The organism is Rhizobium sp. L9 (assembly GCF_002531885.1).
In the GTDB taxonomy this organism is placed as follows: domain Bacteria; phylum Pseudomonadota; class Alphaproteobacteria; order Rhizobiales; family Rhizobiaceae; genus Rhizobium.
The window spans coordinates 1-11,824 of the sequence record NZ_NWSZ01000008.1 but is presented as its reverse complement, the minus strand read 5'-3'; the positions used below and the strand labels follow the sequence as shown (position 1 = coordinate 11,824).

The 11,824-nt window shown below is 61.1% G+C and carries 11 protein-coding genes and 1 pseudogene; 7 read left to right on the top strand and 5 right to left on the bottom strand.

Annotated elements, in window-relative coordinates:
* Nucleotides 1–62: 62 nt before the first annotated feature.
* The gene (locus CO660_RS09840) at nucleotides 63–1,076 is read right to left on the bottom strand and encodes an ABC transporter substrate-binding protein (protein ID WP_097598553.1); all 1,014 of its coding nucleotides are present in this window, start codon (nucleotides 1,074–1,076) and stop codon (nucleotides 63–65) included.
* Between the two features lie 182 nt (nucleotides 1,077–1,258).
* Here CO660_RS09840 and CO660_RS09835 point away from each other — a divergent pair, with 182 nt between their 5' ends.
* Nucleotides 1,259–2,209, top strand: a complete 951-nt coding sequence (locus tag CO660_RS09835) for a LysR family transcriptional regulator (protein ID WP_085778110.1) — start codon at nucleotides 1,259–1,261, stop codon at nucleotides 2,207–2,209.
* Nucleotides 2,210–2,222: 13 nt separating this feature from the next.
* On the opposite strand, the gene CO660_RS09830 is transcribed toward CO660_RS09835, so the two are convergent.
* Nucleotides 2,223–3,020, bottom strand: coding sequence for a creatininase family protein (locus CO660_RS09830; RefSeq protein WP_097598552.1), 798 nt, complete (start codon nucleotides 3,018–3,020; stop codon nucleotides 2,223–2,225).
* Between the two features lie 231 nt (nucleotides 3,021–3,251).
* On the opposite strand from CO660_RS09830, the gene CO660_RS09825 reads away from it, so the two are divergent.
* Complete coding sequence (locus CO660_RS09825; protein WP_097598551.1) at nucleotides 3,252–3,731, top strand: DUF2938 domain-containing protein; 480 nt, start codon at nucleotides 3,252–3,254, stop codon at nucleotides 3,729–3,731.
* A 179-nt stretch (nucleotides 3,732–3,910) separates the two neighbouring features.
* Here the strand turns inward: CO660_RS09825 and CO660_RS09820 are convergent, their stop codons facing one another.
* The 3 genes from CO660_RS09820 to CO660_RS09810 are packed head-to-tail and all read right to left on the bottom strand — an operon-like array spanning nucleotide 3,911 to nucleotide 6,903.
* A complete protein-coding gene (locus CO660_RS09820) occupies nucleotides 3,911–4,552 on the bottom strand; it encodes a ThuA domain-containing protein (RefSeq protein WP_097598550.1) in 642 nt (213 codons plus the stop codon).
* A gap of 17 nt (nucleotides 4,553–4,569) precedes the next feature.
* Entirely contained in the window at nucleotides 4,570–5,670 is a 1,101-nt protein-coding gene (locus tag CO660_RS09815; protein ID WP_097598734.1) for a Gfo/Idh/MocA family oxidoreductase, read from the bottom strand.
* A 33-nt stretch (nucleotides 5,671–5,703) separates the two neighbouring features.
* On the bottom strand, nucleotides 5,704–6,903 hold the full coding sequence (locus tag CO660_RS09810) for an ROK family transcriptional regulator (RefSeq protein WP_097598549.1): 1,200 nt from the start codon (nucleotides 6,901–6,903) through the stop codon (nucleotides 5,704–5,706).
* 198 nt (nucleotides 6,904–7,101) lie between these two features.
* On the opposite strand from CO660_RS09810, the gene CO660_RS09805 reads away from it, so the two are divergent.
* From CO660_RS09805 to CO660_RS09785, 5 genes and pseudogenes are all read left to right on the top strand, one after another.
* On the top strand, nucleotides 7,102–8,406 hold the full coding sequence (locus CO660_RS09805) for an extracellular solute-binding protein (protein ID WP_097598548.1): 1,305 nt from the start codon (nucleotides 7,102–7,104) through the stop codon (nucleotides 8,404–8,406).
* An 81-nt stretch (nucleotides 8,407–8,487) separates the two neighbouring features.
* Entirely contained in the window at nucleotides 8,488–9,426 is a 939-nt protein-coding gene (locus tag CO660_RS09800; protein WP_097598547.1) for a sugar ABC transporter permease, read from the top strand.
* Nucleotides 9,419–10,267 carry a carbohydrate ABC transporter permease gene (locus tag CO660_RS09795; protein WP_097598546.1) on the top strand — a complete coding sequence of 283 codons (849 nt, stop codon included), beginning with the start codon at nucleotides 9,419–9,421 and terminating at the stop codon, nucleotides 10,265–10,267. Before CO660_RS09800 ends, CO660_RS09795 begins: the two co-directional genes overlap by 8 nt.
* A 23-nt stretch (nucleotides 10,268–10,290) precedes the next feature.
* On the top strand, nucleotides 10,291–11,364 hold the full coding sequence (ugpC, locus tag CO660_RS09790) for a sn-glycerol-3-phosphate ABC transporter ATP-binding protein UgpC (protein WP_097598545.1): 1,074 nt from the start codon (nucleotides 10,291–10,293) through the stop codon (nucleotides 11,362–11,364).
* Between the two features lie 246 nt (nucleotides 11,365–11,610).
* Nucleotides 11,611–11,824: pseudogene (locus tag CO660_RS09785) on the top strand (IS110 family transposase); the annotation flags it as partial.

Genomic DNA, 11,824 nt, shown 5'->3' with positions numbered 1-11,824 from the left:
TCTCGTTCATGCAGGGGAGTGATCCGCCGTGTTGGCGGCGGATCGCAGGCGGCGTCTGCGGCTTACTTCTTCATCGCCATTCCGGTGCCTTTGCAGACGAATTTCGTCGTGAAGGCCTTGGTGTAATCCGTCTCCGGCTTGAACACCTTGATCGCTACCATTTCGTCGAAGAAGGCCTTGTAATGCGCCTCGGTCAGGCAGCCGATGCCCTTGTCGAGGCTGTCGCCGGATTCAATGATGCCGTATTCCTTCATCTTGGCGATGGAGTAGGCGATCTGACCATCCGTCATTTCGGGATTGTCTTTCTTGATCAGCTCATTGGCCTTCGCGTTGTCGCCATAGAGATAGTGGTACCAGCCTTCGATCGAGGCATCGACGAAGCGCTGGACGACATCCGGCTTACTGTCGATCATCGCTTGTGTGGTGGTGATCATCGTCGAATAGGGAGAGTAGCCGTTGTCTGCGAGCAGGAAGACTTTCGGTTCGAATCCGGCCTGCTTCTGGATCTCGTAGGGTTCCGAGGTAAGGTAGCCCTGCTGCGCCGAATCCTTGTCGGCAAGGAAGGGCGCCGGGCTGAAATTGTAGGGCTTGTACTGCTCGTCCCTGAAGCCTTTGAAGTTCGCCTTCATCCACTCGAAATAGGTGAGATAGCCGTCCTTGCCGAGGAACAGAGTCTTGAGCTTCGCGAGATCTTCAAACTTCTCGATGCCGGCATCGGGATGTGCAATCAGCACCTGCGGATCCTTCTGAAAGATTGCCGCGACATCGACGAGCGGAATACCCTGCTCGACGGCCGAGATCTCGCCCTGCGGCCCACCCATGTAGAAATCGATCTTGCCGGAGATCAGAAGCGCGCTGTTGGCGGCGTTCGGACCGCCCTGCACGATGGTGACGTCGAGGCCGTATTTGGCATAGGTGCCATCGGCCACGGCCTGGTAGAAGCCGCCATGCTCGGCCTGCGCCAGCCAGTTGGTGCCGTAGCTTACCTTGTCGGCGCCATGGGCCGAGACGGCGGCGGCGAACGTGCCGCCAAGGCCGATGAGTGCGGAAACCGTATTCTTCAGTACATTGGGCATGATCAGCGTTCCCCTTCGGAGTTCTCGGCGTCTGCGATGACGTCGGATTTTCTTCATAGGAGCGGTTGCTTTGCTCTTTGAAAAGCATCAAATTTCGTGCGCAACGATGCCTTTTCGGCATCTCACCCAAAGCCTGTGCCTAATTTACGCTGCGTGCTTAATTTTTGTGCAACGAGGTCCTGATGCTGCACTCCAGAAAGCTTCTCTATATCAACGAGATCGCGCGATCGGGCTCGATCCGCAAGGCAGCGGCACGGTTGAATGTGGCGTCTTCGGCGATCAACCGGCAAATTCTCGCACTGGAGGAGGAAATGGGCGCGCCGCTGTTCGAGCGCCTGCCGCGCGGGCTGCGCCTGACCGCCGCCGGCGAGCTCTGCATCGAACATATCCGCGAGGTGCTGAAGAATTACGAGCGGCTGGAGGGGCGCATTCGCAGCCTGAAGATGCAGCAGGCGGGCAAGGTGCGGCTGGTGACGACGGTCGGCCTTGCGGCCGGGCCGCTGCCTGAGATCATCGCGCGGTTCCAGTCGGAACATCCGCGCGTCTTCATGCAATTGCGCAACGACGCCGGCACGATGACGGTTAACCCGGTGCTTTCAGGTGAGGTGGATATTGGGCTCGGCTTCAATATTCCGGCAACGCCCGGCATCCGCACCCTCGGCAATTTCGACATACCGATCGGCGTGGTCCTGCCGCCCGGCCATCATCTGATCGGCCCCGGTCCGATCAACCTTGCCGATATCGTCCAGGAGCGCCTGGTGCTGGCGCAGCAGGGGACCAGCCTGCGCGACGTGATCAATCTGGCCCTGGCACGCCTCGACGTGCATGTCGAACCGGTGCTCGAAACCAATGCCTCGGAGATGCTGAAGAAACTGGTCAAATCGGGGGCGGGGCTGACGATCCTGAACCCGCTTGATGTCATCACCGAATGCCGGCAGGGCGAACTGGTCTTCCGGCCGATCGCTGAGCCGCATGCGCGCCATCAGCCGATGAAGCTTTTTGCCCGCGCCCGCGCGCCGCTTGATTCCGCCACCAGCCTGTTTGTTGAGTACCTCCTGGCCGAACTGGCCGGCCTGGTGCAGGAGCTGCAGGCCAAGGGTCACATCGCGGCCTATGCTTCCGCGGCGATGTGAGCCACCGCTCGCCTTACTTCGAGTAGAGATTGGAAAGCGGGTAACGCTTCAGGTCGTAGAGCAGCTCGATGAAGCCCCTGACCTGATGGCGGCAGATTGCTTCGCCCTTTTCTGACGTCCCGAGCGACGCGTCGCCGACGACGCCGTTGGGATTGAGGTCGTGCGCGATCCAGGCGAGCGAATGCGGCGGCAGCGGCTGAAGGTATTTCGATTGGTCGCGCATCCATTCCGCCTTGGAGGTGAAATTCTGCGCCTTCTCCATTCGCACCAGATCAGGTCGGAAATACAGCATCAGCGAGGTTTCCACCTCGCCGCCATGGATGCCGTATTTCAGCTCATGGTCGCCGATCATGCCGTCCGGATGGCCGAAGCGGCCCCATTGCGTGGAGACGACGGCCATCGCGTAGCGCACGCGCAGCTCACGCGCCACGATGCTCATGATATCGACATTGCCGCCATGCGAATTGACGATCACCATTTTGCGGATGCCTGCTTCGGCAACCTTTGCGCCGATCGCGGTCCAGACCGGAATGAGCAGTTCGGCGCCAAGCGACAAGGTTCCCGGCCCGTAAATATGTTCATTGGCCTTGCCGATTTCCTGCGTCGGAAGCACCAGGCAATCGAGATCGGCGGGCTTCTGCTTCCGCAACTCGGCAAGCATGCCGGTTGCGATCGCGACGTCGGTAGCAACAGGTAGATGCGGCCCGTGCTGCTCGGTCGAGGCGATCGGCAGGATGGCGATCGTGGTGTCCGCAGACAATCCCGCGAAGTCGTCGCTGACAAGTTCGTTCCAGTAAAATGGCACTGTCATACCGTTCGCCTCTCATTACCGCTCGAGACAGTGAGTAGGGAATAACGCTACCTGCGAAAAGCATCAATTTGCGGCCGCACCGATGCCTTTTTGCGGATGATGGAGCAGCTGCCCCATCGACGGCGCCTCTTGGCCGCAATGTCTCGGCGAATGTCATGCCGAAACCATTGCGCAAGCGCCTTTGCAATGGTTCTCTGGCGCCTCTATCAAAACGCTCTCCGGTGATTCCCGATGTTCGATATTTTATGGCGCGGTCTGGCGATCGGCGCCGGCGCAACCATCCTCATGGACCTCTGGGCAATTGTGCTTGCCAAGTTCTTCGGTCAGCCGCCCGCCAATTGGGCGCCGGTCGGCCGCTGGTTCTGGCATCTCGGCCGCGGCAAGGTCTTTCATGACAGCATTGCCGATGCTGCGCCTTACGCGAATGAACTCGCTCTCGGCTGGATCAGCCATTACGTCGTCGGCATCCTCTATGGGGTGATCTTTGCGCTCATTATGGGAGAGGGATGGTTCGCCGCACCGACATTTCTTCCCGCCTGGATCTTCGGCATCGTCACCGTCGGGGCAGGGTGGTTCCTGCTGCAGCCGGGCCTCGGCCTAGGCTGGGCTGCTTCGAAACATCCAAAGCCTATGAAGGTGCGGTGTTTCAATCTGCTGGCGCATACGGTTTTTGCATTAGGACTTTATGGTACGGCGTTGATTTTGCGCTGAGATCGCCGCTTGCCCTCACCCTAGCCTTCTCCCCGTTAACGGGGCGAGGGGACCTGCTTCGCAAGAGGTCGGAGAGGAATGGGGAGGTTGCGGCATGGTCCCTTCGCCCCGCAAGCGGGGAGAAGGTGGCGGCAGCCGGATGAGGGGCAGGCCAAACCCACGAACCGAACAGCCCTATCTCACCGCGCCGCCCAATTGGCGCCGCGGCGGAAGATGGTCTTCATCTCGGGCACGTCGAACTCCTTGGCCTGGTGGCCGAGCGAGGAATAGAACACGCGCCCCTTGCCGTATTTGCGCTTCCAGACGACCGGCATGACGACGCCGTCGATCCAGTAGGCGTGTTCGCCGCTAAACCTGGTCGTCGCCAGGACCTCGTTCGAGGGGTCGACATGCATGTAATATTGCTCTGACCTATAGGGGAAGTCGGCAATCCCCTCCATCAGTGGATCGTCGGGGCGGGTGATGTTGACGGTGTAGTCGATGATGTTGCCGGGATGGGCCACCCACTGGCCGCCGATGATGAACTGATAGTCGACGGAGTCGCGGAAGGCATCGCCGGCGCCGCCATGGTAACCGGCGATGCCGACGCCGCTTTCGATCGCGGCGGCGAGGTTCTTGACCTCCTCCTTTTCGATCTTCGACATCGTCATGATCGGCACGACGAGGCTGAGATCATGGACCGAAGGGTCGGCAAGCGCCTCGGTGCCGTGTTCGAGATAGACCTTGAAGCCGTCTTCCTCGAGCATGGTCTTGATGATTTCGGCGCATTCCTGCGGCTCGTGTCCGCTCCAGCCACCCCAGACGATCAGTGCTTCACGCATTCTCTTTCCTCCTGAAACTATTTCGCCAGCCGTCCGTCGACGATCGAATCGGACAAGGGGGCAGGGCGTTCGACCGCCGTTGATATCGTCACCGTCCGGCCGGTCTCGGACGCCGTATGGAAGGCTTCCATGACTTCAAGCACATGCAGCGCCAGATCACCATTGGCGCGGTGCGGCCGGTTCGAGCGGATCGCATGCGCCATGTCGGCGACGCCGAGAGAGCGATAATTTCCGTCGGCATAGGGCGCGGTCACCGGCTGGTCCTCGAAGGCGCCGCCCTTCTTCAGATATTCGACAGGGCCGGCAAACTTGTTCGGATCGGGGACAATAAGCGTGCCCTCGGTTCCGTAGACTTCGAGCGGCACATGCTTATGGCCGGCGACGTCGAAGCTCATGGCGATCTGGACGACCGCGCCGTTGGCAAAAGCCATCATGCCGGCGACATGAGTCGGCACATGCACCGGAATTCGCTCGCCATTGCGCGGTTCGCTTGTAATCAGCCGTTCGGCCCGCGGCGTCGTCGCAAAGCCGGCGACCTGCGATACCGGCCCGAGAAGATTGACGAGATCGGTAATGTAGTAGGGGCCCATATCGAGCATCGGCCCGCCGCCGACTTCGTAATAGAAGGCCGGGTTCGGATGCCAGCGCTCATGCCCCGGGCACATGAAGCTTGCCGAGCCGCCGACCGGCTGGCCGATGACACCCTGGTCGATCAGGGCGCGGGCTGTCTGGTGGCCGCCGCCGAGGAAGGTGTCGGGCGCCGCACCGATGCGCAGATTCCGCGCCTTGGCCGCCTCCGCCAATTTTTTCCCTTCCGCGAAATTAATCCCGAGCGGCTTTTCCGAATAGGTATGCTTGCCGGCATCGAGCGCCTGCAGCGCGACGGCGACATGGGCTTTCGGGATGGTCAGATTGACGATGATTTCGACCTTGGGATCGGCGAGGAGTTCCTCGACGGACTTGACGGGCACGTTGAATTCGGCAGCCTTCGCCTCTGCCAGTTCCCGGTTGAGATCGGCGACGCCGCGGATATCGAGAATGGGAAAGGATGCCATCGCCGTGAGATAGGCGCCTGAAATATTGCCGCATCCGATGATGCCGATACCGACTTTGTCCATGAATTCCTCCATTTGATCTTGAGTATGCGCTCCTCAGAGCGCCGGCCCGGTGGTGCTCCAGGGCGATTCGTAGAGTTCGTAGAGCGCCACGGCTGCGGCACCCTGCGCCCAGAAATCATCGCTTGAATCGTCGAAGACGAGTTCGCTTACCCCCTTGAGCGAGGGCGGAATGGCAAGCGCATAGGCGTCGCGCAGGCTGTTCAAGAAGGGGTCGCCGAGCGCCAGGCTGGAGCCAACGAGAATGACCCGCGGCGGCGCAAAAAGCGTGACGATATTGGCAATCGTCAAGCCGACAGCTTCGCCGGCGCGGATGGCAGAGGCGATCAGCCGGTCGTCGTCGGCCTTGATCAGCGCCTGGGCATGGGTCATGCCGCGCCCGAGGCGGATGGCTTCGGCAAAACGCCCGTCGGTCTGATGTTCGCTGAGGATGGCGCTTTCGCCGGCCTGACTGAAGAGCCGCACTACGCCGTTCGGTCCCATGCCGAGGACAAGATCGCCGAGGTTATGGCTGAGACCGCCGGCGCCGCGAAACAGGCGGTTGCCGTGCAGCACGCCGAGGCCGAGCGTCTGTTCCAGCGAAATCAGCACCATGTCCTCAAGATCGCGGGCCTTCCCGAACCAGTGGTGGCCGAGCGTGATGGCGTGGGCGTCGCTTTCGACGATGGTCGGCGTCGACAGCCGCGTCGACATCTCGGCGGCGAAATCGACATTGATGTCGCGAAAGATCGGGCTGCTTCTGATGTAACCGGTGCGGTGCTCGATAACGCCGGGAAAGCCGAGGCAGATGCTGTCGATATCTTCGAGCGACAGGCCGGCATCGACGACGCAGCGACGGACGCCGTCCTCGACGAGGTCGGCGATGACGCCGATCGGCTGCCGGTCGATGCGGATCGGCAAAGCCAGCTTCGACAGCACGTCGCCGCGGAAATTGGTGACGACGAACACCATGCGGCTGGCGGCGATCTTGCCGCCGACGACGCGGGCGGCGTCGGGATTGAGCTCCAGCGCCACGCGCGGCCTGCCGCGCACCGCCTCATTGCGGATATCGCCCTCATGCCGCGGCAGGATCAGCCCGTCATCGAGCAGCGAGGCGGTGATGGCCGAGACGGTTGTCGTCGACAGCTCCGTCCGCTCGCTGATTTCGATGCGCGAGATCGGGCCATGGCGCCGGATGGTATCGAGCACGTTCAAGCGATTGATCGCGCGCATCAATTCTGGATCTGCAGTCTTCATGAAAATGTGCCGGCAGTCGTTTGGTTGGCTGAAGCCAATATTTATAACGGGTTACGAATTAAATAGCAGGCAATTCCACGGAGCTGTCAAGCGAATTTGGCAAAAATTGACGCGTTGGGTTGACATCCGGCAAAAGGTCCGCTGAATTAATCCGCATTGGGGAAAAATTGTGAGGATAGGTCCCCTGGGAGGAAAATCATGAATTTTATGCTGAAGAACGCCGCTTTCGGCGGCAGGCGCATCGCATCCATGGCCGCGGCAGCCGGCATGTTGCTGGCCGGAGCCGGGTCCGCCTCGGCGGCGACGGTGGTCAAGTGGCTGCATCTTGAAACCGATCCGAAGAACGTCGCCGCCTGGGAAGACATCGTCAAGAAATACGAAGCCCAACATCCCGACGTCGACATCCAGATGCAGTTTCTCGAAAACGAGGCCTTCAAGGCCAAGCTTCCCACGCTGCTGCAGTCTGACGACGTGCCGGATTTCTTTTTCAGCTGGGGCGGCGGCGTCCTGAAGCAGCAGTCCGAGACCGGCGCGCTGCAGGATGTGACGGCAGCACTCGATGCCGATGGCGGCAAGCTGCGCAAGGCCTATACGCCCGCCTCGGTCGACGGGCTGACCTTCGACGGCAAGACCTGGGCGATCCCTTACAAGGTCGGCTTGGTGAGCTTCTTCTATAACAAGGCGCTGTTTGCCAAGGCAGGCGTCAAGGCCGAGGACATCAAGACCTGGACCGATTTTCTTGAGGCGGTGAAGAAGATCAAGGCGGCCGGTATCGTGCCGATCGCCGGCGGCGGCGGCGAGAAATGGCCGATCCACTTCTACTGGAGCTATCTCGTCATGCGCGAAGGCGGCCAGAAGGTCTTTGACGCGGCCAAGAAGGGCGAGGGCGAAGGCTTCCTCGATCCGGCCATCATCAAGGCCGGCGAAGATCTCGCCGAGCTCGGCAAGCTCGAACCTTTCCAGCCCGGCTATCTCGGCGCAACCTGGCCGCAGACGCTCGGCGTTTTCGGCGACGGCAAGGCGGCGATGATCCTCGGCTTCGAGGCGACCGAGGCCAACCAGCGCAAGAATGCCGGCGACGGCAAGGGGCTTTCGCCCGACAATATCGGCCGTTTCGTCTTCCCGACGGTTGAAGGCGGCGCCGGAAAGCCCACCGATACGCTTGGTGGCCTGAACGGCTGGGCGCTCACCAAGAAGGCCTCCAAGGAAGCGATCGATTTCCTCGCTTTCCTGACGAATGCGGACAACGAGCGGGCCATGGCCAAGGCCGGGATGCTCCTGCCTGTCGCCGTCGGCGCCGATGACGGTGTCGTCAACCCGCTGCTCGCCGAATCGGCCAAACAGCTTGCGGGTTCGACCTGGCATCAGAACTTCTTCGACCAGGATCTCGGTGCGGCCGTCGGCCGTGTCGTCAACGACGTCTCGGTGGAAATCGTCTCCGGACAGATGAATTCCAAGGACGGCGCCCAGATGATCCAGGATGCTTTCGAACTGGAACAATAACCAGCGCCAGCAGAACCTTCCGGCGCTCCTGCCAATCGGGAGCGCCGGCACCGCTGCCGACGAGATGCGAAAGCAGGAACCATGGCCAATATCTCAGTCCTATCGACACCGAGCGCCGCAAGGCCGGCAAGACGAGTCGCAAACCGGAAGAGCTCGGTCGCCCAAGACCGCCTGACCGTGCTGTTGCTGTTTCTGCCACCGGCGCTGCTGCTCTTCACGCTCTTCGTCATCATGCCGATGGGCGAGGCGGCCTGGTACAGCCTCTATAAGTGGAACGGTTACGGCACGCCGACAGAGTTCATCGCCCTCCGCAATTTCCAGGTCCTGTTCCGCAACGCGGCGTTTACCCAGGCGCTCGTCAATAACGGCCTGATCATCGTCATCTCGATCTGCATCCAGGTGCCGCTCGCCATCTGGCTGGCCACCATGCTGGCCCACCGCATTCCCGGCGTCGTCGCTTACCGCCTGATCTTCTTCCTGCCCTATGTGCTGGCCGACGTTGCCGCAGGCCTTATCTGGCGCTTTGTCTATGATGGCGACTACGGCCTGTTTGCCGCCATTTCCAACTTCTTCGGTTTCGCCAATCCTTACGTGCTCGCCGACAAGGAGCTGGCGATCTATGCCATCCTCGGGGTCATCGTCTGGAAATATTTCGGCTTCCACATGATGCTGTTCATCGCCGGCCTGCAATCGGTCGACAAGAGCGTGCTGGAGGCGGCCGAGATCGACGGCGCCACCGGCTGGCAGAAATTCCGCTACGTCACGCTGCCGCTCCTCGGCTCCACCCTGCGCCTTTCAATCTTCTTCGCCGTCGTCGGCTCGCTGCAGCTCTTCGACATGATCATGCCGCTGACCGGCGGCGGGCCGTCCAACTCGACGCAGACGATGGTCACCTTCCTCTATACCTACGGTGTCATGCGCATGCAGGTGGGTCTGGGCAGCGCCGTCGGCGTGGTGCTCTTCATCATCTGCGTGACACTCGCCTTCGGTTACAAAAGGATCTTCATGCGCCATGACTGATATGAGCTCTTCCATCCGCATGAGGACATCCACCCGCATCTATCTCTACGTATCGCTGAGTCTGATCGCGGCGATCGTGCTGGTGCCGCTGCTGACGACGGCGCTCGGCGGCTTCAAGACCCTGGGGGATCTCCGCACCAATCCCTTCGGCCTGCCGACGGAATGGCAATGGGCGAATTACACTGACATTCTCTTCGGTGAGCGCTACTGGCTGCAGATCGGCAATTCGCTTGTCATCGCAGCACTGACCGTGCTCTTGACGCTGATCGTCTCGTCGATGGCGGCCTTCGCCTTTGCCCATGTGCGCTTCTTCGGATCGTCCTTCCTGCTCAACTATTTCCTGCTCGGGCTGATGTTTCCGGCCGCGACCGCGATCCTGCCGCTGTTCATCCGCATCCGCGATCTCGGCCTGCTGAACACCTACTGGGGCGTGGTGCTGCCGCAGGTCGCCTTCGGCCTCGGCATGAGCATCCTTCTGTTCAGGAACTATTTCCGCAACCTTCCGGAGGAGTTGTTCCAGGCGGCCTTTGTCGACGGCTGCGGTTATATGAGGTTCTTCTGGCATATCTCGCTGCCGCTCTCCCGTCCGATCGTCGCCACCGTCAGCATCATTTCCTTCGTCGGCAGCTGGAACAGCTACATCCTGCCGCTGATCATGCTGAACTCGGAATCCAAATATCCCTGGCCGCTCGGCATCATGGTCTATCGCGGTGAATTCGGCACGGAGTGGCAGCTGGTGCTGGCCTTCATCACCCTCACGATCCTTCCCACGATCATCGTTTTCTTTGTCGCCCAGAGACATATCATCGCCGGATTGACTGCCGGCGCCGTGAAGTCCTGAGCCGAACCGTTGGAGTTGCATCAATGGCATCCGTTGAACTGAAAGATGTAAACAAGGCCTACGGCGCCGTCGACGTCATCCACGGCATTTCGCTTCATATCGAGGATGGCGAATTCGTCGCGCTCGTCGGCCCGTCCGGCTGTGGGAAGTCGACGCTGCTGCGAATGATCGCCGGTCTCGAGGAAATCACCGACGGCGAGATTGCCATCGGCGGCAAGGTCGTCAACGCCATGACGCCGCGCGAGCGCAACATCGCCATGGTCTTCCAGTCCTATGCGCTTTATCCGCACATGACGGTCGCCGAAAACATGGGCTTCAATCTGAGGCTCGCCGGCGTTGCCAAGCCGGAGATCGAGGCCCGCGTCACTGAAGCGGCCCGCATGCTCGACCTCGCCAAACTGCTCGACCGCAAGCCGGCGCAGCTTTCCGGCGGCCAGCGCCAGCGCGTCGCTATGGGCCGCGCCATTGTGCGTAATCCAGCCGTCTTCCTGTTCGACGAGCCCTTGTCCAACCTCGATGCGAAACTGCGCGTGCAGATGCGCTCGGAGATCAAGACGCTGCACCAGAAGGTCCGGACGACCTCGATCTATGTCACCCACGACCAGATCGAGGCGATGACGCTCGCCGATCGAATCGTCGTGCTCAATCATGGCAGGGTGGAGCAGGCGGGTACACCGCTCGAACTTTACAAGAAGCCGGCCAATCTTTTCGTCGCCGCCTTCATCGGTTCGCCGGCGATGAATATGCTCGACGGCACGGTGGATGGCGAAAACGGTGAACCGGCTGCTCGTCTCGACGACGGCACTGCGATCCGCATCGCGCCCGACCGAAAGGTCAGGCGCGGCCAGGCCGTCACTATCGGCCTTCGGCCCGAGCATCTCGTTCCCGGCCTGTCGGCCGGCACGCCGCTCGCCGGCCGCACGATGCTGGTGGAACCCACAGGCGCCCAGACCCATGTGGTCTTCGATCTTGCCGGACAACAGGTGACGGCGATCGTCGACGGCGAATACCCCGCCCGCTACGGCGCCGTGTTCGAGGCGAGCATCGCCAGCGACCAGGTGCATATTTTCGACCGCGGCACTGGTGTGGCGCTGTAGCGAATCCTCAGCCCAGGAGATCGCCGAAACCGGCCCCTCATCCGGCTGCCGCCACCTTCTTGGATAAGAAAAATGTAGGATATTGATGCCTGCCGGGCGGGTGGCCGCCCGCCCGGCAGCTGGTTGTCGGATCGTCACCTTCTTAGCCGTTTTGGGCTGTGGGGAGCAGGATCGCAACCGGCTCTTCATCTGGCCCGTGTGGTTGCAGGAACCTTGGGGTTCGTATCCAAGACAGGGACGACGAAGATGACCGATAATAGCATGATTTGTGCCGGAATCGATGTCGGCAAAAGCCATCTCGACATTGCCCTCCATCCCGGTAAGGCAAGGCTGAGGGTCACGTACGACTCCGCTGGCCTGAAGGCGCTTGACGCCTTTCTTCGAGAGCATGACGTCAGCCGCATCGGCTTCGAAGCCTCCGGCGGCTATGAATGGCGGCTGCTGGCGCATCTGCGGGCCG